Origin of the sequence: Litchfieldia salsa, assembly GCF_900104555.1 — a bacterium.
In the GTDB taxonomy this organism is placed as follows: domain Bacteria; phylum Bacillota; class Bacilli; order Bacillales; family Bacillaceae_L; genus Litchfieldia; species Litchfieldia salsa.
The window spans coordinates 374,798-400,551 of the sequence record NZ_FNJU01000002.1 but is presented as its reverse complement, the minus strand read 5'-3'; the positions used below and the strand labels follow the sequence as shown (position 1 = coordinate 400,551).

General features: G+C 34.6%; 22 protein-coding genes and 1 pseudogene. 19 read left to right on the top strand and 4 right to left on the bottom strand.

The window, feature by feature from the left end; genetic code table 11:
- Positions 1-187: 187 nt before the first annotated feature.
- Complete coding sequence (hpf, locus tag BLQ56_RS05755) at positions 188-739, top strand: ribosome hibernation-promoting factor, HPF/YfiA family (RefSeq protein WP_090850841.1); 552 nt, start codon at positions 188-190, stop codon at positions 737-739.
- A 64-nt stretch (positions 740-803) separates the two neighbouring features.
- Here hpf and BLQ56_RS05750 read toward each other — a convergent pair whose 3' ends face one another.
- Positions 804-1,001: a hypothetical protein gene (locus BLQ56_RS05750; protein ID WP_090850839.1), complete on the bottom strand. Its 198-nt coding sequence runs from the start codon at positions 999-1,001 to the stop codon at positions 804-806.
- A 283-nt stretch (positions 1,002-1,284) separates the two neighbouring features.
- On the opposite strand from BLQ56_RS05750, the gene BLQ56_RS05745 reads away from it, so the two are divergent.
- The 5 genes and pseudogenes from BLQ56_RS05745 to BLQ56_RS05725 all read left to right on the top strand — a co-directional run bounded on the left by BLQ56_RS05745 (position 1,285) and on the right by BLQ56_RS05725 (position 5,980).
- The gene (locus tag BLQ56_RS05745) at positions 1,285-2,718 is read left to right on the top strand and encodes an amidohydrolase (protein ID WP_090850837.1); all 1,434 of its coding nucleotides are present in this window, start codon (positions 1,285-1,287) and stop codon (positions 2,716-2,718) included.
- Positions 2,719-2,975: 257 nt separating this feature from the next.
- Entirely contained in the window at positions 2,976-3,926 is a 951-nt protein-coding gene (locus BLQ56_RS05740; protein ID WP_090850835.1) for a nuclease-related domain-containing protein, read from the top strand.
- Between the two features lie 182 nt (positions 3,927-4,108).
- The gene (locus BLQ56_RS05735) at positions 4,109-4,474 is read left to right on the top strand and encodes a group I truncated hemoglobin (RefSeq protein WP_090850833.1); all 366 of its coding nucleotides are present in this window, start codon (positions 4,109-4,111) and stop codon (positions 4,472-4,474) included.
- 189 nt (positions 4,475-4,663) lie between these two features.
- Positions 4,664-5,239, top strand: a pseudogene (locus BLQ56_RS05730) (peptide-methionine (S)-S-oxide reductase); the annotation flags it as partial.
- A 111-nt stretch (positions 5,240-5,350) separates the two neighbouring features.
- A complete protein-coding gene (locus BLQ56_RS05725) occupies positions 5,351-5,980 on the top strand; it encodes an exonuclease domain-containing protein (RefSeq protein WP_090850829.1) in 630 nt (209 codons plus the stop codon).
- A 111-nt stretch (positions 5,981-6,091) separates the two neighbouring features.
- Here the strand turns inward: BLQ56_RS05725 and BLQ56_RS05720 are convergent, their stop codons facing one another.
- Complete coding sequence (locus BLQ56_RS05720) at positions 6,092-7,261, bottom strand: chromate transporter (protein WP_090851337.1); 1,170 nt, start codon at positions 7,259-7,261, stop codon at positions 6,092-6,094.
- A gap of 179 nt (positions 7,262-7,440) precedes the next feature.
- Positions 7,441-8,058 (bottom strand): acetate uptake transporter, encoded by a 618-nt coding sequence (locus BLQ56_RS05715; protein ID WP_090850827.1) that lies wholly within the window; start codon positions 8,056-8,058, stop codon positions 7,441-7,443.
- 270 nt (positions 8,059-8,328) lie between these two features.
- Here BLQ56_RS05715 and mnmH point away from each other — a divergent pair, with 270 nt between their 5' ends.
- From mnmH to BLQ56_RS05660, 11 genes are all read left to right on the top strand, one after another.
- Positions 8,329-9,387 carry a tRNA 2-selenouridine(34) synthase MnmH gene (mnmH, locus tag BLQ56_RS05710; RefSeq protein ID WP_090850825.1) on the top strand — a complete coding sequence of 353 codons (1,059 nt, stop codon included), beginning with the start codon at positions 8,329-8,331 and terminating at the stop codon, positions 9,385-9,387.
- Between the two features lie 33 nt (positions 9,388-9,420).
- Positions 9,421-11,208: a S9 family peptidase gene (locus BLQ56_RS05705; RefSeq protein ID WP_090850823.1), complete on the top strand. Its 1,788-nt coding sequence runs from the start codon at positions 9,421-9,423 to the stop codon at positions 11,206-11,208.
- A 162-nt stretch (positions 11,209-11,370) separates the two neighbouring features.
- Positions 11,371-12,225 (top strand): MBL fold metallo-hydrolase, encoded by an 855-nt coding sequence (locus tag BLQ56_RS05700; RefSeq protein WP_090850821.1) that lies wholly within the window; start codon positions 11,371-11,373, stop codon positions 12,223-12,225.
- A 223-nt stretch (positions 12,226-12,448) separates the two neighbouring features.
- Positions 12,449-12,955 (top strand): DUF4178 domain-containing protein, encoded by a 507-nt coding sequence (locus BLQ56_RS05695; protein WP_090850819.1) that lies wholly within the window; start codon positions 12,449-12,451, stop codon positions 12,953-12,955.
- A gap of 17 nt (positions 12,956-12,972) precedes the next feature.
- Positions 12,973-13,644, top strand: coding sequence for a PspA/IM30 family protein (locus BLQ56_RS05690; protein WP_090850818.1), 672 nt, complete (start codon positions 12,973-12,975; stop codon positions 13,642-13,644).
- Positions 13,645-13,729: 85 nt separating this feature from the next.
- On the top strand, positions 13,730-14,326 hold the full coding sequence (locus tag BLQ56_RS05685) for a DUF4247 domain-containing protein (RefSeq protein WP_090850816.1): 597 nt from the start codon (positions 13,730-13,732) through the stop codon (positions 14,324-14,326).
- 14 nt (positions 14,327-14,340) lie between these two features.
- Positions 14,341-14,736: a DUF350 domain-containing protein gene (locus BLQ56_RS05680; protein ID WP_090850814.1), complete on the top strand. Its 396-nt coding sequence runs from the start codon at positions 14,341-14,343 to the stop codon at positions 14,734-14,736.
- Between the two features lie 26 nt (positions 14,737-14,762).
- On the top strand, positions 14,763-16,310 hold the full coding sequence (locus BLQ56_RS05675) for a polyamine aminopropyltransferase (protein ID WP_090850813.1): 1,548 nt from the start codon (positions 14,763-14,765) through the stop codon (positions 16,308-16,310).
- Between the two features lie 39 nt (positions 16,311-16,349).
- Positions 16,350-16,712, top strand: a complete 363-nt coding sequence (locus tag BLQ56_RS05670; protein WP_090850811.1) for a MazG nucleotide pyrophosphohydrolase domain-containing protein — start codon at positions 16,350-16,352, stop codon at positions 16,710-16,712.
- A 93-nt stretch (positions 16,713-16,805) separates the two neighbouring features.
- Complete coding sequence (locus BLQ56_RS05665; protein ID WP_090850809.1) at positions 16,806-17,237, top strand: hypothetical protein; 432 nt, start codon at positions 16,806-16,808, stop codon at positions 17,235-17,237.
- Positions 17,238-17,535: 298 nt separating this feature from the next.
- Positions 17,536-21,663, top strand: coding sequence for an alpha-amylase family glycosyl hydrolase (locus BLQ56_RS05660; protein ID WP_238457181.1), 4,128 nt, complete (start codon positions 17,536-17,538; stop codon positions 21,661-21,663).
- 266 nt (positions 21,664-21,929) lie between these two features.
- Here BLQ56_RS05660 and BLQ56_RS05655 read toward each other — a convergent pair whose 3' ends face one another.
- Positions 21,930-22,985 (bottom strand): M42 family metallopeptidase, encoded by a 1,056-nt coding sequence (locus tag BLQ56_RS05655; RefSeq protein ID WP_090850807.1) that lies wholly within the window; start codon positions 22,983-22,985, stop codon positions 21,930-21,932.
- A 203-nt stretch (positions 22,986-23,188) separates the two neighbouring features.
- Here BLQ56_RS05655 and BLQ56_RS05650 point away from each other — a divergent pair, with 203 nt between their 5' ends.
- Together BLQ56_RS05650 and BLQ56_RS05645 are read left to right on the top strand one after the other, a co-directional pair.
- A complete protein-coding gene (locus BLQ56_RS05650; protein ID WP_090850805.1) occupies positions 23,189-24,934 on the top strand; it encodes a sensor histidine kinase in 1,746 nt (581 codons plus the stop codon).
- Positions 24,927-25,709: a response regulator transcription factor gene (locus BLQ56_RS05645; RefSeq protein WP_090850803.1), complete on the top strand. Its 783-nt coding sequence runs from the start codon at positions 24,927-24,929 to the stop codon at positions 25,707-25,709. The genes BLQ56_RS05650 and BLQ56_RS05645 overlap by 8 nt, the downstream gene beginning before the upstream one ends.
- Positions 25,710-25,754 lie beyond the last annotated feature (45 nt).

Genomic DNA, 25,754 nt, shown 5'->3' with positions numbered 1-25,754 from the left:
TTATAAAATTTTATTTCACATTATTGTAACAATCAAAATAAAAAAATGGTAAAAATGTGGAATACTAGGGTTATAAACAAATGAAAGGAGGTTATCAAAGTGCCTTAGGACGTGTCGTCTTGGGGGGTTAGTTGCAATGTCTTATGTTTTTTGTGAAAAAAATCATAATACAGGAGATGAATAAGAAATGAACTTGATCATCTATGGAAAAAATCTTCAACTAACAGAAGCAATAAAATATTATATCCACGAAAAAGTTGGACGTATTGAACAATATTTTGAGGAGCCAATCGACGCAAACGTTCATGTCAATGCATATGTAGAAAAAAACCAACAATGTATTGAAATAAATATATCGTTACATGGGACGTTTATACGTGCTGAAGCACATTCAGATGACCTCTACAAGTCAATCGATATCGCAGAAGAGAAAATGAAACGTCAAATTCGAAAATATAAAACAAAATATAATCGGAAACCTAAACAACCACCGATTGTACAATCTTCTAATAAAAAGCGTAAAATAAACAAGATAAAAAGTAATCAACTCTCTCTTAGAAAGTTGTATAAACCAATGAATGTAGAAGAGGCCATCCTACAATTGGAGTTGTATCAACAAAAACATCTTTATTTCTTTGATGACATTACTAATGAGTTAAGAGCTATATATAAAACGAGTGATGGGAATTATGGTTTAATTACTCCTAACCAAACAAAAATGATTAACCAAGTTGGTTAAATAGAACATGAGAAGGTGAAGGGGAAGATAACCTTCACCTTTTCTATTAGATATTATATCTTTATTATAGTTTTGAAGCACTAGTAGGGAGCTGTTTAAAAAGCTCTGTAGCAGATGGGTGAATTTCGTAAATAGTTGTTTTTTGAATTTGGCTGTTTCTCTGTGTTACATCATTTGTATAATAGATAAACAAAAGCATCGTGCATAGCATAATAACAGCAAGTGACAATGTAAAAAATTGAGGAGCATGAAATAATTTCATTTTAAAAACCCCTTTCATATGAACTCCATAGACAATGCTGTTTAATAAAACAGATTCTTCCTTATTATTTTTTACAATTTTAGCTATATAAAATATGAATGATTTACGACAAATTGTTGTAAGTCGTTAGGACGTTATAATAATTTATAGGTGAGAATATCTAACTAAGAACTTGTTCTTTTTAAAAGAGTCGTTTAATCTGAGTGTATTCACTATTTAAAAAATTAGCACAACGTAACTTCTACTGATTAGATTTAAAGATAAATATAGGGAGTGATGACTCATGAGTAAACAAACCCTTTTAGATTGGATACAGAGACATGAATTCAGGTTTACAGATATTGCTAGACAAATTTGGGACAACCCACAAGTTGCATATGAAGAAACATTCGCGTCAAATTTGCAAATGGCCACTTTAAAAGAAGTAGGATTTAAAATCACCGCAGGTGTTGGAGGAGTTCCGACAGCATTTATTGCTGAGTATGGAATCGGTTCACCTATTATTGGAATTCTCGGTGAATATGACGCATTGCCTGGATTATCACAGGAAGTTAGTGTAGTTCAGGAAGAAGTTGTTCCCAATGGACCTGGACATGGATGTGGCCATAATTTGTTAGGAACCGCAGGTGTCGAAGCGATCATTGCTTTGAAAGAGATTATGGATATTGAGGATTTAAAAGGGACGATTCGCTATTATGGGTGTCCAGCAGAAGAAGTGCTCTCAGGTAAAACGTTTATGGCCCGTGCAGGAGTGTTTGATGATTTAGATTGTGCACTTACTTGGCATCCTGGAACTGCAAACTTCAGTGTTAATATGAGTACTCAAGCAATGGTATCAATTAAATATCATTTTAAAGGAATAACAGCTCACGCAGCAGGTGCGCCAGAGGCTGGTCGCAGTGCACTTGATGCAGTTGAATTAATGAACGTAGGGTCAAATTACTTAAGGGAGCATATCCCTGAAGGCTCAAGGATTCATTATGTCATTACAAATGGTGGCTTAGCTCCAAATATTGTTCCAGACCATGCAAGTGTATGGTATTACTTAAGAGCAACTACAAAGGATGAAGTAGATGATATTCTTAGGAGGGTACATAATATAGCTCAAGGTGCGGCCTTAATGACAGAAACAGAGGTTCATCATGAAATTCTCGCATTTGCTTATGATACATTACCGAACGATGTATTAAATAATCTTATGTATGAAAATATGAAACTAGCTGGGTCACCACTTTTTACAGATGAAGAATATATTTTCGCTAGGAATATTTTGGAGACAGTTGATCCCAAAGTTGTAAAAAATTCAAAGAAATTATTTGGTAATCCTGTAGATGATCTTTTGCCAACTGGATACTATTATTACCCACAGTTAAAGGGTACAACGATGGCAGGATCAACAGATGTTGGAGATGTAAGTTGGATTGTGCCGATTGGGCAAGTCATGACCACATGTGCTCCTGTTGGTGTACAAGCGCATTCTTGGCAGGCGACCGCTTGTTATGGGTCATCGATTGGTTACAAGGGAATGCATCTGGCTGCAAAAACAATGGCTCTGTCTATGTACGACCTTTTATTACAATCAGAAGTTTTAGTAAACGCTAAGAAAGAATTCGAAAGAAATTGTGGTGGGAAACAATACACTCCTGCGATTCCAAGTGATGTAATGCCCCCGGTTCCAACAAAGTTAAATCGAAAAAAACTTGTTTCACTAAGGTGAATTGGGTAAAAAGGCTGGTCCAACCAGCTTTTTTTTATGAATGAAAATAGAGTATGTGCAAATATCGAGAATTTAGTGCATATATAGAAAAAGTTGTGCATATTTTGATGCCTCTTGTGCATATATCAAAAATTCTTGTGCATATACCAGAAACCTCGTTCATATCCAAGAAAATGTCACATTTCATACCTCTCATGGACAGGGATTTAGGGCAAATAAGTAGAACTTCTTATTAAAATGAGAAAGGAGTTTAATAAATGATAAAAAAGCCAATAGAAAAATCAAGGAAATTAAGTAAATTAGAAGCTTTAATCCGAAGAGTGCATAAGTCTCATTCATCCTATTCAAAGATTGAGAGAGAGTTATCTAGAAATTTAGCAGGTTATCGTGGTGAAAAGTCTTTTTGTTATTATTTGGAGGAGGTTGACTCGCAGAAGTATATAATCTTTCATGGCTTAAGGCTCAAGCACAATGATCAATATTTTCAAATGGATGTAGTCATTATTTCTGTTGTTTTTATTCTAATCATAGAAGTAAAGAACATAGCTGGAACTATATTTTTTGATCAAGAACTTCATCAATTAATTAGAAAAATGGAACATCTCGAGGAAGGGTTTGTAGATCCAATTGTTCAAGTTCAAAGTCAGTCTTCAGAATTCACAAGATGGATAAAAAAGTTAGAACTGCCTAATGTCCCCGTCGAGACTCTCGTAGTAATTAGTAATCCTTCAACTATAATCAAAAGTAATAAACAAATATCCCATCTTGTTAGCCACAGTTCAAATTTCAATCGTGCATTAGAATTACTCGAAAAAAAATATAAGCAGGCTTGCTATACGAAAAAAGACCTCCAAAAGCTCTCTTCACGATTAATAACCAAACACATTTCTCATGATCCTGATGTATTCGAGTTATATCAACTTGATAAGAATGATATTGTTAGAGGGGTGCATTGCCCAAAGTGTAGTAAAATCCCGATGAAAAGAATGCTTGGGAAGTGGTGTTGTGATCAATGTAAGTACATATCAAAAAACGCCCATGTAGACTCTTTAAAGGACTATTCATTATTGGTTCGACCTACAATAACAAACGAACAATTAAGGGAGTTTCTTCAATTACCTTCTAGATCTATCGCTACATCAATATTGAAATCTCTGAAACTAGAGTCCAGTGGTAAAAACAAAGGAATCATTTATAGATTTAATTAATTTTTGGCTCGGATTTTATTGATGACATGTTCTAATATATAGTAAGAAGTTCAAAAGACTGTGATGCACATCACATCTTTTGAAAAGAATCTTTGTTACCATTAGTTACATTAACTTAGTAAATATAGTATTTATGTCCATGCTATATTTTAACTTCGAAATTAATTGAGGAGTGATTACCTATGGCAGATCAATCTTTATATGAAAAATTTGGTGGGGAAGAAACGATTGGCAAGGTTGTAGATTACTTTTATGATGAGCTAGTCTTAAAGGATCCAACTGTAAAAGATTTCTTTATTCACACTCATATGGAAAAACAGCGTAAGCATCAAACAAAGTTTATAAGTTTTGCATTAGGTGGTCCTAACCAGTATACGGGTACATCAATGGCTGCAGCTCATAAAGGCATGAATATTCAACCAGAACAATTTCAAGCAATTGCTAAACACCTACATGATGCACTTGCCCACTTTGGTGTAGCTGAATCAGACATTGAACAAGTAATTGCTAAGGTTGCGACACTAAAAGACGATATTATTTATAAATAAAATGAAGAACTTCTGTCTTTGTGCAGGAGTTCTTTATTTTTTTTACAATTATAATCAGCTAAAATGGTTATTAGGTGGTAACATATATATTTTGAAATAACGCTCTGGTGAAAAGGAGAATAAATGATGAAAAATGTTCAGAATGAGATAGAAACAATAACATTAGGAATGGGTTGATTTTGGGGACCAGATGCTCGGTTCGGGCATTTACCTGGAGTGGTTATCACACGTGTTGGATATGCGGGTGGCACAACCCAAGCCCCTACTTATAAACAGATGGGAGATCATACAGAAACTCTCCAAATTGAATTTAATCCTAAGGTCATATCGTTTAGGAATCTTTTAAAAGTGTTTTGGGAAAACCATAATCCCAATAGAGCATTGTATAAAGAACGACAATATATCTCTATTATTCTTTATCAAAATGAAGAACAAAGAGTATTAATTGAAAAGATGAAAAGTGAATTAGAATATGAGTTAAAAGAAGAGATTCAAACAGAGGTTTCACCATGTAAACATTTCACTTTGGCAGAGGACTATCATCAAAAATATTATTTAAAGAAGTATCCCGATGCTGTAGAGAAAATGAGAACAATCTATCCTACAGACGACGAATATTTTAGTTCGACTCTTGTAGCTAGATTAAATGGATTTGTGAAAGGATATGGTACCCTAACTAATATAAAAGAAGAGATTAGATCGTGGAACACTTCGCAAGTGAATCAAACAAAACTAATTGATTTGATTAATAGTATAAAATGGTAAATACTTTCACAATGATTTTGTATAAAACTTCCAAAAATAAACAATAACAATACATGAAAGAATCGTGAGACAATAGATTATATAAACTGATATATTTTTAAGGAGATTAGCATGAACATAAACATTGGGTGTATTGTTGACGTAGAAACAACTGGGCTAAGCCCAGATTACGATGAAATGATTGAAGTAGCACTAATTCTATTTTCGTTCAATAAGAAGACAGGCGAAGTAATCGATATACTTGAGGAGCATACTTATTTAAGGGAACCTTTAGCAGCTACTGCTAGATCAAATTATGATGCAGCTTATAGAGTACATGGCATACCCTTTAGTGATGTAAAGGGGAAAGAGTTCGATGATTACCTTATTAATGAAACGTTTAATAAAACGGATTTAATCATTGCACATAATGCTTCATTTGATAGAAGCTTCTTATTTAGAATGTATCCAAATATTAATGAGAAGAAATGGTATTGTTCCATGAGAAATATCAAATGGAAAGATTATGGGTTTCTAAATAAGAAGCTTCTTACCTTGGTGAAGGGGCATAGAATTGCCTCCACTCAATCACATAGAGCATTAGATGATACAATTCAGCTATTGAATTTATTAAAATTAAAGAGTCCAAAAGATGAATTCTATTTAAAAGAGCTAATAACTACTAAAGCAATGCGCAAATATCAACCTAAAGTAAAGATGGATTTTCAGCCTAAAAAAACAGGGTCGAGTTTTTTTGTGTGATAAATTATTGCGGTGTCCGGAACGAAGAACTTAGTTCAAATTCTATCAACTAAAAGTCTAAATAGTAAGAGCCTATCTCTTTTGTAGACAGGCTCTTTCTTTGTTTAATTCTTATAACAAGGACATTAATGATCCACCAATTGCACCAATCACAACAATTACCCAAGCGGGGAGCTTCCAGTACACTAACATGCTAAATAATAATGCTGCGAATACAAAATCAATAGGTTCTAGGATAGAACTAGTAAAAATAGGATGATAAAATGCGGAGATTAATATTCCGACAACTGCGGCATTCACACCCATCAATGCTCCTTTTATTTTTGGATTTCGACGTAGAGAGTCCCAAAAAGGTAGTGTTCCTAAAATAAGGAGAAATGCTGGTAAAAAAATAGCGATCGTGGCGATTAGTCCACCTTTCCATCCATCTATTACAGCACCAAGATAGGCTGCAAAAGTAAATAATGGGCCTGGTACAGCTTGTGCGGCACCGTAACCCGCAAGGAAGGCTTCTTCGCTCATCCAACCGGTTGGTACAAATTCACGTTCTAATAAAGGAAGTACAACATGGCCACCACCGAAAACAAGAGAACCAGATCTATAGAAACTATCGAACATAGCAATCCAATTTAAGGGAGATATTTCTCTTGCAATTGGTAAAATAAATAATAAACCAAAAAACAATGATAAGCATATGATTGCTAAACGTCGAGAGATTGGAAAGTGAATTCTAGAATCATCACTTTCACTATGCTGCTTATAGAGAAGATAACCAATAAATCCTGAAATAAGGATTACCCCAACTTGAGTAAAGGCGGTTTGCCATAAAAGCGTACTTATTAACGCGAATAGAGCAATTGTTTTTCTTTTTGTATCAGGTGTAAGTTTTTGCGCCATACCTACAATCGCATGGGCGACAACAGCAACTGCTACTATTTTTAATCCATGAATCCAACCGGCATCACCAATGTTAAGTTCATTTAAAATATTTGCAAATACAATGAGTGCTATAACTGAAGGAAGCGTAAATCCAATAAACGATGTAATGCCACCCAAAACGCCAGCGCGCATGACTCCAATCCCAATTCCAACCTGACTACTCGCTGGTCCAGGTAAAAATTGACACAACGCGACTAAGTCTGCATAGCTTTTCTCATCCATCCATTTTCTTCTTCGAATGTACTCTTCATGGAAATATCCTAAATGTGCAACAGGACCTCCGAATGAAGTGAATCCAAGCCTAGTAGATACAAGTAAAATCTCTAATAGAGTATTAATCATATTTGATTGATCTTTTTTCACTATTTCACCTCAACTATCTTTTTCATATAATAAAGAATCATTTAAAATTGTAGCATGTTTATACATCCTTTAAAAGCCAAGAGGGTAATTTACAAAAGCTTAACGATTAGAATAGAAAAATAACTCCTGTGCTTAGCACAGGAGCACAGGAGTTACTATTATTTCTTAAAGATCCCAAAAGGCTTTCCAACAGGCAATACGACTTGACCAAAATGATTATTTAATACGGCAGCAGCTGAGCCATAAAATGATAATAAAGCAATGATGAGTTCAGAAACAGCAGCAAGCATATGTGTTGCTTCATGCATAATACCCAATGAACTTAATGATAATCCGATAAATAAGAAATCAATAAATACAAAGATAAAGAAAAGCACTTTATGTGTTTCCATTGCTCCAATAGTCATATAGATACTGAAGATTAAATATCCAATAAATGCAACTCCAAGTTGCTTCGGATCAACATTTGCAGCGAGGTTTTCACCAAAGAAACCTAATTGGATCAACCACGATGTTCCTACACCAAACCAAAACAAGCCAAATGCTCCGAACGCAGTAGTTCCAAATGTGTTGTTATGTTTAGCATCCTGGACACAAGCGAATAGTTGAGCGATTCCACCCAAGAAGAATGCCCAAGGGATAACAAATGACAAGCCCTCTGTTAAGCCTAGTTTTTGTGATGATGCTACAAGCGTTACCATAGCTAGTCCAAAAAGTCCTAGTGCTGAAGGGTCTGCTGTTGTAATTTTGACATGTTGTGTATTCTGATTTTCCATTGTTACCTCCTAAAAAAACATACTTAAATAAAATACAGAAAATAAGAGGGAGTGTCAATTGATTTTTAGTGAATTTTACACATGAATAGTCGAAACTTTTTTCCATTAATAGTGTAAGCGTTTGTCAAAATAATTAATCATAACTACCGATTAAAATTAGTGGATAAGTATCCTTTGTGTTTCATTCCTTACAAATACACTTTGATTGATGATTTATTATATAATAATAAAGAAATAGAATATCCTTTCATTTGTCAGGAGGAAACAACCGTGTTTAAGGATATCAATATAAAAGAGTTAAATGAATTACAGAAGAAGAAAGAACTGATCTTCATTGATGTTCGATCGCCTTCAGAATTTAAGGAAAGCACCATACCAGGTAGCAGGAATATTCCTATTTTTAATGATGAGGAACGTGCTGAAATAGGCACAATTTATAAGAAAGTAAGTGTTGAAGCAGCGAAGCAACGAGGACTTGAAATTGTTTCTGCAAAGCTACCAACATTTATAAAAGAGTTTCAAGAAATTGAAGGAGACAAATTGGTTTATTGCTGGCGTGGTGGGATGAGAAGTAAAACCTCTGCAACAGTTACAGATTTAATGGGCATTAAGGTTTTTCGTTTACTGGGTGGTTTAAATGCATATCGTAAATGGGTTGTTGATGAACTTGAAAATTGGGTTGTAAAGCCAGATGTTTATATCCTTAATGGTCTAACAGGAACAGGTAAAACTGCCATACTAAAACGACTTCATCAGAAAGAACACCCTGTGATTGATTTAGAGGGGTTAGCTGGGCATCGAGGATCAACTTTTGGACAAGTTGGACTTCAACCAAATAATCAAAAGATGTTTGATTCTCTCCTTCTAAAAGAATTAGAACGTATCAAGGATGAATCATATGTTTTATTCGAGGCGGAGAGTAAACGTATTGGTAAAATTGCGTTACCTGACTTCTTAATGAAGAAAAAAGAACTCGGAAAGCAATTATTTATTGAGTTGCCAATTGAAGAAAGAGTGAAACATATATTAGAGGAGTACAATCCTTCTGGGTATCAACAGCAATATATTGAAGCATTTCAAGTGATCAAAAATCGGATACACACACCCATTTCTAGGGAAATTGAAACCAACTTACTGTCTGGCAATTTTGCTTCTGCTATTCATCTCTTGCTTGAATTTTACTATGACCCACGATATAAGCATACAAGTTTGTTATATCCTGAGCATAATATTGTGAAGGTGAAAGCAAAGAATGTGAATGAAGCTGCCGAAATGATTGAAGAGATACTTTGTAAAGAAGTGAAAATAAATGGAATGCCTACGAAGTAAAGGTAAAAATTATTGAAATGATAAGGAGAAAACATGATAAAATTTGATAGACCTTCAATTGATTCCTTTTTTAGGACCCTAAATATTCTTGACTTTGATGTGGATCCATCAGAAGAGAAGATTGTTTATTCCACTAATCTTAACGGATATTATAACCTTTGGGGGATGAACTTAAAGCAAGGATATCCCTATCAACTAACGACAGTAAACCAAATGAACTCATTTGTTAAATTTGATCCAAATGGAAAACACATTCTAACAGGATATGATACAGACGGTGATGAAGATTATCATATTTATGCTTTGCCTACCAATGGAGGCGAAACAACTCCTTTATTAAAGACTACCCAAGAAAAGTACTATTTCGGAGATTTGTCTGAAGATGGACAAACACTTTATTATACAACAAGTGTTGATAATCCAAACTATCTGAATATAGAAAGACTTAATCTAGTAAATGGTAAGGTAGAGCGACTAGTCACAGGTGAGGGTGGTCCTTGTGATTTGTTAGCAGTAAGCCCTGATGAAACAACCTTTGCTTATACTAAAGCTGTTGGTAATACAAGTGAGTATGGATATCTATTCATTGATAAGAAGGAAGTTGCAATTACCCCGTCTCAAGAGGAGGCACACCGTGTTCAGCAAGCCGTATATTTTGATCATAATTTAGTATTAATGTTGACCAATTATCAAACGGAGTTTAGTTATCTTGCAACATATTCAATTAGTGAAAGAAAGTTCGAGAAACTAATTGCAGTTGAAGGACATGAACTTTCAGATTTAACTTTAGACAAGGGTAGTAATAAAGTTTATTTCGTTGCACAAAGAGGTGTAGAAGATTCTTTATATGAATATAATCTCTTAACAAAAGAACTAAACGTAATAAAGACTCCTTTCGATATAGTCGATAGGTTAGTTTTAGGGAAAAAAGGGAGTTTATTTGCACTTGGACGTTCGTCTACTTTACCAGCTAATTTATTCCGTTATACTGATGCAAAAGCATGGGTGCAATTATCAGAACATAAGATTATTGGGGTAAGTGATTCAGAGTTAATTGAACCTGAAGTATTTACATATTCAAGTTATGATGGACTAGAAATTGAAGGATTGTTCTATTCCCCCAATCCAGAGAACGATAATGGCTATACAATTCTTTGGCCTCATGGAGGACCTCAGCATGCGATTAGAAAGAATTTCAGTCCATTATTCCAATATTTGTGCACACAAGGGTACCGGGTATTTTCTCCTAACTTTCGTGGAAGTACTGGATATGGAGAAAGCTTTATGAAGCTTGTTAATAAGGACTGGGGTGGAGGGCCTCGCTTAGATATTCTGACTGGGATGGATTGGTTAGATAACCAAGATAAATCTACTAGAGATAAGTGGTTTTGTATTGGGGGAAGTTATGGAGGTTATATGACACTCCTTCTGCACGGACGTCATCCAGATCGCTTCAATGCATTCGTTGATATCTTTGGACCTAGTAATTTATTTACAACGATTGAGACTGCGCCAGAGCATTGGAAAGAAGCTGACCGAGAGCTCATTGGGGACTCTGTTGTTGACCGTGATAAATTAATAGAAGACTCGCCGATGACCTATATCGATCAAATGACAAAACCTATGTTAGTTATTCAAGGTAAAAATGACCCAAGAGTAGTGAAAATCGAATCTGATGTAATCGTTCAAGCGATGCAGGAACGTGGTCAAGATATCGAATATCTTGTGTTGGAAGATGAAGGACATGGCTTTTCGAAAACAGAAAATGCAATTAGAGTATATAAGCAAATGGTAGATTTCTTAAATAAATATTTAAAGTAAGTGATTGACCCCCTTATTCTAAGTAAGGGGGTAGTTTGTTTTTTGTAACTTTGAACATATATCCGTTATTATCCTAATAAAAAATAGTTCGTACTACATAATTCAAATTTTAATGAGGAAACTATTTATGTCAGTTACTATCTACATAAAGGAATGAAGCGGATGGATAAAGAGATGGAATATGGAAAAGATTATAAATTTATTCCAGTAACATCAATTGCTAGTGGACTAGGACAACTAGTGGCACCTGATGTTTATTGTTACACAAATCAAGTTGTAAACATGTGTGTTGTTGGTACCACTGATCATTTTGTTCTAATCGATGCTGGTATGCCAAGGTCTTCAGACGATATTCTATCGATGGTAGAGGAGCAATATGGAAATGGCAGTCGTCCTAAAGCCATCATATTAACACATGGGCATTTTGATCATATTGGGGGAATAATTGAACTAGTTAATAAATGGGAAGTTCCAGTATATGCCCATGAATTAGAGTTACCATATTTAAGAGGTGAAAAGAGTTATCCACTTCCTGATTCAACCGTAGAGGGTGGAATGGTTGCGAAGATGTCTCCGATGTTCCCTAATGAACCAATTGACTTAACAAACCATGTTAATCCTCTTCCTCCGAACGGAAGTGTTCCAGAAATGCCAGAGTGGCGGTGGATTCATACACCAGGACATAGTCCAGGACATGTTTCGTTTTTTAGAGAGGAAGACCGTACATTAATTGTGGGAGATGCATTTGTTACAGTTAAACAAGATGAATTATATAAGGTCTTCACTCAACAAAAAGAAATAAATGGCCCTCCCAGATATTTAACAACTGATTGGCAGGCTGCATGGGATTCTGTTCGAGAATTAGAGAAGCTTAAACCTCTAGTTGCAGTGACGGGTCATGGGGCACCAATGTCGGGTAAAGAATTGGAAGATGGGTTAAAAAGACTTGGCAATCAATTCGAAACCATCGCCATTCCTGATTACGGTCAATATATAAATAAAAATAATCTACACTAGATAAATTACATATGTTACATAGAATCTCCTTTGGTACTAATAGATCCTTAGGAGATTTTTGTTTATGGTCGTAAATGAGTATTTTGGATAGAAATTGCCAATTCACTTCTATATAATTGATGGTGGGATATTTAATTAAAAGTGAAACCATATTAAATTCCATTCGTACATGTAATTATCACCATTTAAATACTACGAATACGAATAGGAGGTGTAGTGTTTAATGAGTTTTTTTAAGAAGCTATTTGGACAAAAAGAAAAAGTAACAGTGGTAGAAGAAAGAACAGCACTCACGATCAAAGTGGGTGATATTGTTACGTATGACCTTGAGGATTTTGAAGTGGTTGGTAAATTGACTTATCATTCTCATGGATTTGAATGGTTAGCATATCAGTTACAGGGGATTGGTAAAACAATTTGGTTAAGTGCTGAAATGGATGATGAACTTGGTGTAGCCATTTATGAGAAACTACCTTTGAAGCTTCATGAACCCATGCCAAAAGAGCTTATCCAAGATGGAATTAAGTATTATTTGGATGAATCTGGTGTAGCAAGGGTCAAAGGTGAAGGACGAGGACAGAATGTTAACAACGCAGAATGTAAATATTTCGACTATTGTGATGAGGATGAGGAGAAATTTCTTTCTGTTGAGATTTGGGGATCTGAGATTGAAGTAAGTTATGGTTTTGAAATTGAGGAATATGAATTAAAAATTATTGCTGGAAGCTAATAATAGGAGGAATGAAGATGTTTTCATTTTTTAAGAGAGTAAAAACGGTTGTAGGTTCTGAGTTAAATGCAATGTTAGATAAAGCGGAAGATCCAGTTAAAATGCTCGATCAATTCATGCGTGAAATGGAAGCTGATATTCGTGATGCAGAAGCCGCGGTTGCTAAACAAATTGCGAATGAAAAGATGCTACAAAAGAAGGTTGATGAAGCCCAAAAGATGGTAGCAAAGCGTGAGGAGCAAGCAATAAAGGCGTTAGAAGCAGGAAATGAAGATTTAGCAAGAAGAGCACTAGAAGATAAGAAAGCCCAAAGTGCGACTGCAGATTCTTTAAAAGAGTCTTATGTAAGAGCTAAGCAAGATGCTGATTCTTTAAGAGCAAAGCTAGATGAGATGAAAAGTGAATACAATCAAATGAAGCTAAAGAAAGACTCATTAAAAGCAAGAGCTCAATCAGCACAAACAAGAACAAAAATGAATCGTGCAATGTCTGACATTGGTGGTGATCAATCTCGTCAAGGATTTGAAAGAATGGAAGAGAAGGTTCTTCGTTTCGAAGCAGAAGCAGAAACAAGTGAGGATTTACGTTCTTCGAATCGTAGTTTAGATGATGAGTTTGCTTCACTTGAGAAAAATAGTGGTGTCGATGATGAATTAGCTGCTTTGAAAAAAAGACTTGGTCAAGAATAACGAATAGGTAAATGGCTGATTTGAGAATGCTTGAATAGCAAATGTTTAAATCAGCCTATAGTTTGAATGAAAAGTAGGTGAAACTATGAATAAACCACTTCTGGCTTTTATTCTCTCAATTAATATGTTGTTATTATCTGCTTGTTCATCAGAGGGAGGATTGTTCAAAGAAGGTGTAGGAGAATTTATCAATAATGAATATATAATTCATGATACTGTTAACGATACGACCGATTCTTCTAATTATTCTGAGGTGTATATAGCAGAAAACAAAACTATACCTGAAGTAACAGCAAATATTACATCACATGAAAAACCAAAGGAGATTAGTGATTTAGTCGAAGGGAAACAGGCTCTAATTTATGATAACTTATTCGTCATTATAACTGAGGATCCAGAAAATCCGTCAAATACTTTCATTGAAATTGCTAATCATGATTTTGTTCGTAACAATTATTCTCCAAGTTTTTTTAATGGTTTATTTTTACTTTGGGTATTAGATGACGTACTTGATGTAGATGATTGGGGAAAGAAACGTAATAATCAGTGTAAGCTTAATCCTGAAAATTGCTATGGTGGCTATGGTTATTCAGGTGGAGGCTTTAAAGGAATAAATAAAACACCAACTGTTCGTGGAGGAAGTTCATCAGTTAGAGGTGGAGGACCAGGAGCAGGTAAATAGAAGGGAGTATGAGTATGGAACCATTTTTATTAACAATATTATACTTTTTCATTGCCATTATTATTGTCATTATTGGTTTAGCAATATTTGAAGCCTTAACAAAACAATATAAAGATTGGGATGAAATTAAAAAGGGCAATCAAGCTGTTGCATTATCAATTATTGGAAAGATTATAGGGATTTGTATTATCCTAGCTTTTTCAATTTATCATAGCTCACATATTCTAGACACACTTATTTGGGGAGTAGTCGGGGTTATACTACAAATGATCGCATATCTTCTTTTCGAATTATTTACTCGTAAATTTTCTGTGGAAGAACAATTGTTAAAGGGTAATTTAGCTGTTGGAATCATTAGTTTTGGAGTATCTGTTGGATTAGCCTTTGTTATAGGAGCATCTATTACTTGATTGAAATGTAGAAAGGACCATTGAGAATGCAGGATGGCTTAAGAAAAGCAAAAGCGATTTATTGGGCATCAGGGATCGTTTCGATATGTGGGATCATCTTTGAGGTCCTGTTTGGTGCAGCAGGTTCTTACATATTGGGGGATGGTGTAAAGCAATACACGTTAACCATCTCCCTCTTTCTTACTGGTATGGGGATAGGGTCTGTGCTGAGTGAAAAAGTCACACGGAATCTTATTCTTTCTTTTGTTTGGATTGAGTTTCTCATTGCCTTAATAGGTGGGTTCTCTATCTTTCTTTTGTTTGGGGTAACAGCTTATTTAAGTGCTGGAACTGATGCCTTTTTTCTTTACTCAATTACCTTACTGGTAGGTGCGTTAACAGGTGTAGAGTTACCCATTTTAATTAGAAAAGCAAATGAAATTGGAGAAAATTTAAATCGAAGTGCAGCAAGGGTTCTATTTTCAGATTATACAGGTGGTTTAATTGGTGGTCTATTATTTGTTTATATATTACGACCACAATTAGGATTAGTCAAAACAGCGTTTGTAGTTGCACTTATTAATGCATGTGTCTCTATGTGGCTATTGAATTACTTTAAAAAGGAAATAAGACATTCAAAACGCCATGGAATTGCAGGTCTTTTTATTATACTTCTATTATTAGCTGGAGTCTTTTTTGGAGAAGAGATGGCATTTAACTTTGAGCAAAGGTTATACCGTGATCCTATTGTGTATTCAGAGCGTTCAAATTATCAACAAATCATTTTAACCAAAGAACAGGGAGATTTAAGATTGTTTCTAGACGGTCAACTTCAATTTAGTTCATCTGATGAATATCGATATCATGAAACACTTGTTCACCCACCAGTTGTGTTAGCAAAAGAAAAGGCAAATGTATTGATTCTTGGTGGTGGAGATGGTTTAGCGATAAGAGAGTTAAAGAAATATAATGAAATACAGAACATAACTGTTGTTGATTTAGATCCTCGAATTATTGAGCTTGCTAAAACAAATCATGAAATAAAAGAATTGAATAATCAAGCTTTTCAGGATAAAAGAGTTAGAGTAAAGAATATGGATGCCTTCACCTTTTTAAAAAATACTCAAGGTTTTTATGATATTATTATTGTTGATCTTCCAGACCCTAATAATGAGACTTTAAACAAGCTATATACACTAGAATTTTACCAGCTTATTAGAAATCACTTATCACCAGGAGGAAGTGTAATGGTACAGGCAACAAGTCCGACATTTGCAACAGAGGTTTATTGGGGTATTGAGAAAACCATTTCTGCTGCTGGACTTCATACTTCAACACTGCATGTTGATATCCCAAGTTTTGGTGATTGGGGGTTTATTCTAGCGAAGCGTGAAGAGTTTGATTTAGAGGAAATAGATATCACGGTTGAAACGAAATTTCTAACTAATGAGTTAATAAAGGGAATGGGTATATTCGGAAAAGATATAGATCAAACGATTATCGATGAATCTGGAAACGAAATTTCTCTTGAGGTGAATACACTGATTCACCCTGTATTATTAGAAAAATATATGCAAGCTTGGCAACATTACTAATTAAAAGCTTATTTTGATTAATTGTAAGAGGTGCTTAAAATGAAAGAAGTACAGGAATTTCTGAAGGTCTACCAAAAGGAAATGAATTGGGAAATCAGTAATGAAAATTACGAAGAAGCAAAAACATCTTTATTACATAACTATATGCTTTTGACTACTGAGGTAAGTGAGATTGCTGAAGAGATACGGTCAATAATCAATGAAACAAGAATTAGCCACCCGGAAGATATCGAATTTGCTTTTAAAGAAGCTAAAGATAAACATAAAGAAAATATTGGGAATGAGATAGCTGATTGCTTTGCTTATTTAATTAAGTTTGCTAATTATTTTGAAATAGACTTAGAGGAGAGTTTTTACTCGAAGATGAAGGAAGTTCAACTTAGAAAGAATAAGGATGTATAAAAATACTTAAATGACATCGCGTAAAAATTTAGTATAAATACTTCTATATTTGTTAAGTCTTCTATTATGGGAATTGATAGGAGAGGGAGAAATATGATTTCATTTCGAGGAGATGCTCACAAACTTTACTTGAAACTCAAACAAACACCAATAGATCAAATGAAAGAAATTAAAGTGATAACTGAGATTAAAGAATTTCAAGATTATTACAAAAATCTTGACAGTTCCATATTAAAAATTATTTATTATCGAATGATCAAAGAGAAAAATGGATCAGGAATTATACCGATATTTGTCACATCTGTTCCGTGGTTTTTCTTTCTGTTTTCAAAGCAATTACAGCAAATCTTATTTAAAGAAGGAAGTTTTTTATGGGTTCTATTTAGCTTCATTTATCTGTTTACTTTAACAGTTAGTGTAATTATTCATTTTCGAGAAAAAGCATGGGCAGCGGTTCATATAGAAATCATTCAAGACATATTGAAGACTAGAAAAGACAAGGAAGTATCAGAGCAGTTTACATAATATAGTGAAGAGTTCTATACTAATTAATACACGAGTAAACTGGAGGCTGTTACCCAAATTGGGTACAGCCTTTTTTCATAAAAAATAAAAAGGATCATAGGATCTCTTTGCTTATTTAATAGAATTAATAAATCTCTACATTCATGTATTGATATAGATGTTTCCCTATGATATATTTAATTAAAGAAAGCGTTTGCGTAAAAACGGAGCATGTTATTTATTGACTCAACCTTTAACGGTCGAGATTTTAATTGCTCATTTGTGCAAGCGATTGCACTTAAAGGAAGGGGATAAAAAAGTGAAAAAACAAAGAAAGTGGATGTCTATTAGTTTGATTTTTGTTCTTTTAGTAAGTCTTTTTTCAAACTACGTGCCTAGTACTGAAGCAAATGCTAATGTTTCTAGTCCGGTATTGAATCAGGATGGAACTGTTACATTCTTTTATAATGATAATGTAGCAGATCGGGTGCGTGTGGCAGGAGGTTTTACAAATTGGCAGGACAACGCCTTAGAGATGGTAGAGAGTGAAGGAGTTTGGTCAGTTACAACTGGTGTTCTAACTCCTAATACATATCAATACAAACTGATTGTTAATGAAGATCAATGGATACTAGATCCTCTTAATAACCAAGAATCTGGAGGCAATAGTTTACTTGTAATAGAAGGATTAAATCTTGATCAAAATGCTGCTCTAGTAGAAGTTGGAAGTGAAATCGCTCTTAAGGCGCAGAAAATTAACGGTGATGGGTCTCAGGAAGATATTTCAACAACTGTTAATTGGACACTTCAAGATAGCGCGAGTGGTGTTGAAATTGTAAACGGATCCAATTTAAGAGTATCAACGAGTGCAACAGTTGGATCAGTTGTTAAAGTTGAAGCTGAACAAGACGGATACAAAACAACTAAGGAATTAACGATTAGTGAAAAACTAAATGAATATACAGTTAATTATTACAGAACAGACAACAATTTAGATAGTTGGGATATGTGGATTTTTGACGGTGGCTATGCTGCTGCTGGTTATGAATTCCAAAGTATAAATGGTACTGATTATAAGTTTGCTAAAGGTGTTCATCGTTTCCCTGGTAACGAGATTAAAATAATTCCTAGAAAAGGAGATTGGGAGACTCAGGATAATCAGTATATAGTACAAATGCCCGAAAATTCAAACTCAACTGAGGTGTGGTTGGTTCAAGGATTCGCAACTATTTTCACAAGCGAAGAATCAGCTATTGATGCTTTAGTTGGGCCACCTCCTGCACAACGTAAAATACAATTTGTTTATGAAAGAAATAATGGTGATTATGATGATTGGAATATGTGGACCTGGCAAACTGGTGTGTCAGATGGGCAAAAGGATTTCCAAGAGATAACAGAAAAAGGTGCAGTTTCAACCTTTGAAATTGGCCCTAATACAACAAGTGTGGGCTTTGTTTTAAGACAAGGAACTGATTGGGTTGTAAAGGATCCTTTCGGAGAAGATCGTTATATTAATGCAGAACCAAGCCAGATGCTTACAAAGGTATTTGTTAAAGAAGGTGTCGAAGAAATTCGTATAGTTCCTTCAGTAAATGGTCCAAGAATAGATGATGGAAACATAACTTTTTATTATCGAGACCAGGAGTTGTATGAACAAAATGCTATGAATACTCTAGATGGAGTTAAAGTGAAAGTTTCTGGGGAAGAGTATGAAATGGTCTACAACCCAGAAAATGAATACTTTGCTTATACACTGGAAAATGCAAGCGAGGGTAGCTATCAATATAGTTTTCTAGTAACCGTTGATGGTGAAACTCGTGAACTAAACGATCCATTTAATACAGATCAAAATGGAGAATCGATTGTAGAATTCTTTAACCCTGATATCAAATTGAGTACGGAATTAACTAAATCATCAATTGATTACTCTGAAAATACTGTTTTAGCAGTATCTGTGGATCAACCAGAACTAATTCAGGAACTATATATTGATGTAACATCACTTGGAGGAACTCCTAAATTAGACATTGATCTAAGTTTAATGTCACAAACAATCGCTGTTAATGATTCTGTTACAGCAGGAAAGAAACAACTTCCCTTAACACTTGTTGATATTTATGGAAATAAGCATACTGAAATCGTTGAACTAACTGTTGTTCCTAAACAAGCAGTTGGAGACATTGGTTTTGACTGGGATGAGGCAAGAATTTACTTTATGTTAACAGACCGATTTGAAAATGGAGATTTAGCTAATGATGATCCTAATGGAGCAAATTATGATTTATCACACCCTGAAACATATCATGGCGGTGATTTCCAAGGAATTATCGATAGGTTAGATTACCTTGAGGACCTAGGGATTAATACCATTTGGATTACACCTATTGTTGATAACATTGAATGGGACCTAAGGTATGATAAGAATGGAAATCAGTTTGCTTATCATGGATATTGGGCAGATGATTTTACAAAGCTCGATGAGCATCTAGGAGATTTAGATACATTTAAGGAATTAATTGATAAAGCACATGACCGTGGAATTAAACTAATGGTTGATGTCGTGTTAAACCATACAGGTTATGGATTAAAAGAAAATGATCCTAGCAATAGTCTAAACATCCCATTATATCCTACTGATGAGGATCGTAAAAGATTCGAAGGCATGCTTAGAGATGGTGGAACTGATGTTATACAAGGGGAATTAGCTGGATTACCGGACTTGATTACAGAAGATGCTATTGTAAGAGATCAAATTATTAAGTGGCAAACAGATTGGTTAGAGAAGGCCCAAACTGATCGTGGAGATACGATTGATTATTTCCGGGTTGATACTGTTAAACACGTTGATGATACAACTTGGAAGGCATTTAAAAATGAATTAACTAAAATCAAACCAGACTTTAAAATGATCGGTGAACACTATGGGGCTACGATAAATAACACAGGTGGCTACTTAAATAGCGGGCAAATGGATTCACTACTAGACTTTGACTTTAAGTATCAAGCTGAATCGTTTATTAATGGAGATTTGGAACAGGTTGCAGCAAACCTTGAATATCGAAATAACAATTTAACTAGTTCTGCTACACTTGGACAGTTCTTAAGTAGTCATGATGAAAATGGTTTTTTAACAGAACGTGCTGATGGTGATATTTCTAAACTAATGGTTGCAGCTGCACTACAAATTACTGCAAAAGGTCAACCTGTCATTTATTATGGTGAAGAGTTGGGTCAATCAGGTGATCACGCAGGTAATATGGATGCAGGAGAATTTAATGAAAATCGTGATGATATGCCATGGGAAGAGTTTGTAAATGGTAATGAAACGATGGTTTCTTTACACAACCATTATCAAAAATTATTAAACATCCGTAAGGAGTTTTCTAAGACTTTTTCTAAAGGTACTAGAGCCACTATAGCTGGTAGTGATGCTGAAAAATACCTAGTATTTGAACGTAATTATAAAAATCAGTCTGTCTATGTTGGGTTGAACGTGGATACTGAAGCTAATCAATCATCATTTACAGTAAATTATCCAGCAGGAACAACTTTGACTGATTTATACAATGGTTTAACCTATACCGTTTCAGAGGAACAAAAACTGACGGTGGATATACCTTCTCGTGCAAACGGTGGTACAGTTATACTCGTTGCCCAAGAATCGGATGAACAAGATCCAGGAAATGGAGATGGAGCGACACCACCAGGGAATGGAGATGGAGAAACACCACCAGGAAAAGGTGATGAAGGGACAATCCCAAACCAACCAAAAGAAGTGAAACCGACAATTAAAAACGGGATTGTTACAATTGAAACGAGTATGATTGAGCTATTAAAAGATAAAGCTCAATTAGAAGTAAACGTAGGTAGAAACACTGTATTCAAAGTTGCGTTTACTGAAGAACAAGTTAAACTTCTAAAAATAAAGGGCATACAAACAGTTATTTCAAACAATGATGTGGAGCTACATATTCCTACATCAAATTTACCGAACAAGGCATTTGAAATACACCTGACAAAAATGAAACCGATGAAAGAAGCGCTTAGTGAAATATATGATTTTAAACTCACTGTAAATGGCACAGAATATCATATATTTGATGAAATGATGACTTTAGTGTTTAAAATAGATTCTGAGAAAGTGAAAAATCCTAATAATGTAACTGTTCTTTACTTTAATGAAGATAAAAATCAATGGGAAGACATGGGTGGTATCTATAAAGATGGAGTAGTTACAGCACAAACGAGTCATTTCAGTATTTATGGTGGCTTTGAGAGATTCGAAGAATCAGAGAAGCTCTCTGAAATTCCAGGACCAAAAGGTGAAAATAAGTTGCCGAGTACAGCTACAAATTCGTTTAATTTATTAATGGTAGGAATCCTTTTCTCAATTGCCGGAGCTTTAATAGTACTCTTCCAAATGAGAAGGTCTAAAGGTCAAATGTAAACAAAAGAAAGCTTGTAGGACAGGTTTAATCTGACCCTACAAGCTTTCTTTCTATTTGGCTATTTTCGTATAGATTGTTGCTTTGAAATCCGCAGGCTGAATACACTCCGCGTCCGGCGGGTGACCAGTGAGCCTCCTCGTCGCTCATGCTCCTGTGGGGTCTCACTTTGGCCACAGGTCCCGGAGGAGTCTACGTGTATTCAGCCTGCTTAAACTTCGGTTTCATTTTTTATGTCTAAACCAACAAACTTTAAGAAAACAGCCTTCTATTTATATTCAACCATTTCAGATTGAACATAATGATAAAGTAATTTCGTTGTATTTTCGATGGAAGAGATATGTGTTCGTTCATAAGCATGTGAAGAGTCTATCCCAGGACCTATTAAACCATGAATAATATCATGTCCAGAGCGAATAGCTGCAGAAGCATCTGATCCATAAAATGGATAAATGTCTAATTTGTAACCAATCTTATTAGCATTAGCAAGCTCGACTAATTTCTTTCTGAAGGCATAATGATAAGGACCACTTGCATCCTTGACACAGATGGAAACCGTATATTCATCAGTAGACTGCCCATCCCCCATTGCACCCATATCAACGGCTAAGTACTCGACAGTCTCAGGAGTAATATTAGAGTTTCCACCATAACCAATTTCTTCATTATTAGAAATGAGAAAATGAGTAGTATAAGGAAGTTCAATTTTGTCTGTTTGAATCTGTTTCATTAATTGTAGTAAAATGCCAACACTAGCTTTGTCATCTAGATGACGTGATTTAATGTAACCATTTGGAAGAACTTGAACCCTTGGATCAAAAGAAACGAAATCTCCTACCTCGATTCCAAGTAATCGTATTTCATCTGCTGTATGTACTTTTTCATCAATTCTTACTTCCATATTTTCCTGGTTTCGCTCTGCGGTGCCAGCATTTTTATAAACATGGACAGTCGTTTGATGCATAAGAATGGTCCCAGTTATTTTTTTTCCTGAAGATGTCTCGATTTCACAGTATTCACCTTCAATAGAGTTGTATTTAAATCCCCCAATTAAATCAAGCTTTAGTCTACCACTCGGTTTAATCTCTTTAACGATTGCTCCTAACGTATCGACATGAGCGGTTAACATTCGATGATTTTTCTGATTCTTACCTTGAATAGTAGCGATCAGACCTCCTTTACGGTTTCGTTTTGTTTCAACATTATATTCAGCTAAAAACTTCTCAACAAATCCGATAACTTCGCTTGTATTTCCTGATGGACTCGGAATTGAAACTAATTTTTTAATAACCTCTAGGGTATCCTGTGAGTTTGGGTATGTCAAAAGTAGTTCTCCCTTCTGCTTTGGAATGTGTTGTATTACTAGTATACATTTTTTGGTTTGCGATATCACATCCTTTGGCTCTAGTCACTTATTTTTGAAGAACTTAAATAATGTAAGCGTTTAATAAATTCTATTTAATACTTAGTTTATGTGATAAACTAAGTTTGTACTAATATAGATTCTTTCATAAAGGATGAATAGGGATGAGGTTTAAATTTAAAAAACACAATACATTAAGAAATCAAATCTTGTTTGTATTTTTGCTAGTCATGCTGTTTGTTTTGACTTTTGTTGGTAGTTTAATATTTAGCCAGGTATCAGATTTATTGAAGAAAAATGCAGAGAAGCAAATTTATCAAACGGCCATTCAAGCAACAGGTAGAGTAGATTCTCTCTATGAACAAATTGACATGCTTTCAACTCAAATAGCTACAAATTCAATCGTTCAACAACAATTACAAAGGTATAATAGTGGTCATCCTTTAAGTTATCAGCAAAGACAAACCATTATGCAAATATCAAATTCATTTCAAGCCTATTCTAACGGTATTTCCAATATTGAATTGTATACATATGATTATAAGAAGATTCTCCCCCTTGACGAAGAATCTTTAATTAATCGACTTGAAGACAACTGGATCAAACTTGCTGATCAAGCTAAGGGAAAGCTTGTTTGGGTAGGCGTAGATCCTAAAGAACCAGAGTTTTTTCTTGCAATTAAACGTGTAAGTTTAATAGATAAGGGATTTTCTAATGGAGGATATCTGTTAGTTCAACTGAATGCTAATTATTTTGATTTCGTGAATAAAAGTACGGAAAAAGAGGTTATGATTCTTATTGATCAGTATTCTAATCCTATTACATCTAATTTCAATGGAAATATTAATCAATTACTTTTTGAGCATGAAAATAATATCGTCATAGGTGGAGATGAATATATTTTAATAAAAGAAGAGTCTTCTACCACTGATTGGACATTAACAATACTAACTCCTGTTGAAACATTAACAGAGGGGATTTCGATTGTAAGATCAACGATACTACTGTCAGCCGGAATAGGCGGTATTGTTTTCTTCTTATTCTCTTATATACTTTCTACACTAATTACTAGACCTATCAATCATTTAAGTAAAACGATGTTAAAAGCAAAAAAGGGTGAATTAAAGAAAACTCCTGAAACTAAATCTTCAATTGAAATCATGCATTTAAACGAATCTTACAATCAGTTAGTTGACAATACGAATCATTTAATTCAGGTAGTTTATGAAAAAGAATTAATTCGTAGTCGAACCGAATTAAAGGCTTTGCAAGCACAAATTAACCCTCATTTTTTATTTAACACATTAGATGCACTTTATTGGTCTTTAGAAGAAAAAGGTGAAAATGAGTTAGCAGAGATTGTGATCGCTATGAGTGAATTATTTCGCTATACAATAAGTAACCAAGAAAAAAATGAATGGGTTTCCCTTAAACAAGCACTTGAACATGTAGAAAGCTACATGAGAATTATGAAAATTCGATTTGGTGATCGTTTCACCTATAACATAAAAGCACCGATGGAATATGAGGAATTACAACTACCAAAGCTACTTATTCAACCTTTGGTTGAAAATGCGATCTCACATGGGATTGGCAATAAAGCAGGCACTGGTTCAGTATCAGTCATTGTAGAGCTTGTTAAGGATTCTAACAATCTATCAATTAAAGTGATTGATGATGGAGTGGGAATGGACCAAGAGACAATTGAACGGATATTAAAACAGGTTCGAACAGGTGAAGTGTCTTCATTAAAAGGAAATGGTGTAGCAATTGCGAATGTGAATAAGCGGCTACAGCTTTATTATCAAGATTCAACATACAAAGGAATCACAATAACAAGTGAAGTGAATAAAGGAACATGTTTTATGTTTGAAATACCTTTAACAGGAGGGAAGAGGAACTATGAGTAGAAAGACAATATTAGTTGTAGATGATGAACCAAGAACTAGACAAGGTATTAAAAAAACGTTAGAGACTTGGTCAAGTGGTAGGCATGATATTTTGGACGCTGAAAGCGCAGCATATTCAATTGAAATTCTAAAAAAACAAAAGGTTCATCTTCTTATTTCAGACATTTGTATGCCTGAAATGACTGGTTTAGAGATGCTGGATACACTAAAAAAACAGAAACAAGACCCAGTGGTAATCATACTTTCTGCTTATTCAGAGTTCACTTATGCCCAAGAAGCAATCAGACTTGGTGTGCATAATTATTTATTAAAGCCAGTAAATAAAATAAAGTTAATAGAGGTTGTTGAAGGAGCCCTTGAGTTTGAATCAAGTAGAGAAAGAATAGATATGATTCAAAGGGTGGTGGACCATAAGTTAGTAGATTTAAAGTTAGAGGCAAAAAAAGATGATTCTCCTATAACTAAAGCAATAAAGTATGTTGATGATAATTTGAGTAATCATTTAAGCTTGAATGATGTGGCAAAACATGTTCACTTGAATTCTAGTTATTTGAGTGTTTTATTTAAAGAACAAGTAAATATGACCTTTAGTGAATATGTGACTAGAAGTCGACTGCAATTAGCGAAGCAGTTATTAATTAATACAGACAAGACCATTACTAATATCGCTGAAGAAGCCGGGTATGGTACTTCAAAATACTTTATTAAACTGTTTAAAGAGCATGAAGGATTAACTCCTAGTAAATATAGAAAGCTAATTCCGTTTGAAGGATAAACATATTGAATATTAACATTCAATTTAAAAGGCTGGTTTCTAAAG

Excerpts from the sequence above, each read along its gene's own strand:
- hpf (WP_090850841.1), top strand. The coding sequence starts at position 188 with ATGAACTTGATCATCTATGGAAAAAATCTTCAACTAACAGAAGCAATA.
- BLQ56_RS05750 (WP_090850839.1), bottom strand. The coding sequence starts at position 1,001 with ATGAAATTATTTCATGCTCCTCAATTTTTTACATTGTCACTTGCTGTT.
- BLQ56_RS05745 (WP_090850837.1), top strand. The coding sequence starts at position 1,285 with ATGAGTAAACAAACCCTTTTAGATTGGATACAGAGACATGAATTCAGG.
- BLQ56_RS05740 (WP_090850835.1), top strand. The coding sequence starts at position 2,976 with ATGATAAAAAAGCCAATAGAAAAATCAAGGAAATTAAGTAAATTAGAA.
- BLQ56_RS05735 (WP_090850833.1), top strand. The coding sequence starts at position 4,109 with ATGGCAGATCAATCTTTATATGAAAAATTTGGTGGGGAAGAAACGATT.
- BLQ56_RS05725 (WP_090850829.1), top strand. The coding sequence starts at position 5,351 with ATGAACATAAACATTGGGTGTATTGTTGACGTAGAAACAACTGGGCTA.
- BLQ56_RS05720 (WP_090851337.1), bottom strand. The coding sequence starts at position 7,261 with ATGATTAATACTCTATTAGAGATTTTACTTGTATCTACTAGGCTTGGA.
- BLQ56_RS05715 (WP_090850827.1), bottom strand. The coding sequence starts at position 8,058 with ATGGAAAATCAGAATACACAACATGTCAAAATTACAACAGCAGACCCT.
- BLQ56_RS05705 (WP_090850823.1), top strand. The coding sequence starts at position 9,421 with ATGATAAAATTTGATAGACCTTCAATTGATTCCTTTTTTAGGACCCTA.
- BLQ56_RS05700 (WP_090850821.1), top strand. The coding sequence starts at position 11,371 with ATGGATAAAGAGATGGAATATGGAAAAGATTATAAATTTATTCCAGTA.
- BLQ56_RS05695 (WP_090850819.1), top strand. The coding sequence starts at position 12,449 with ATGAGTTTTTTTAAGAAGCTATTTGGACAAAAAGAAAAAGTAACAGTG.
- BLQ56_RS05690 (WP_090850818.1), top strand. The coding sequence starts at position 12,973 with ATGTTTTCATTTTTTAAGAGAGTAAAAACGGTTGTAGGTTCTGAGTTA.
- BLQ56_RS05685 (WP_090850816.1), top strand. The coding sequence starts at position 13,730 with ATGAATAAACCACTTCTGGCTTTTATTCTCTCAATTAATATGTTGTTA.
- BLQ56_RS05680 (WP_090850814.1), top strand. The coding sequence starts at position 14,341 with ATGGAACCATTTTTATTAACAATATTATACTTTTTCATTGCCATTATT.
- BLQ56_RS05675 (WP_090850813.1), top strand. The coding sequence starts at position 14,763 with ATGCAGGATGGCTTAAGAAAAGCAAAAGCGATTTATTGGGCATCAGGG.
- BLQ56_RS05670 (WP_090850811.1), top strand. The coding sequence starts at position 16,350 with ATGAAAGAAGTACAGGAATTTCTGAAGGTCTACCAAAAGGAAATGAAT.
- BLQ56_RS05665 (WP_090850809.1), top strand. The coding sequence starts at position 16,806 with ATGATTTCATTTCGAGGAGATGCTCACAAACTTTACTTGAAACTCAAA.
- BLQ56_RS05650 (WP_090850805.1), top strand. The coding sequence starts at position 23,189 with ATGAGGTTTAAATTTAAAAAACACAATACATTAAGAAATCAAATCTTG.
- BLQ56_RS05645 (WP_090850803.1), top strand. The coding sequence starts at position 24,927 with ATGAGTAGAAAGACAATATTAGTTGTAGATGATGAACCAAGAACTAGA.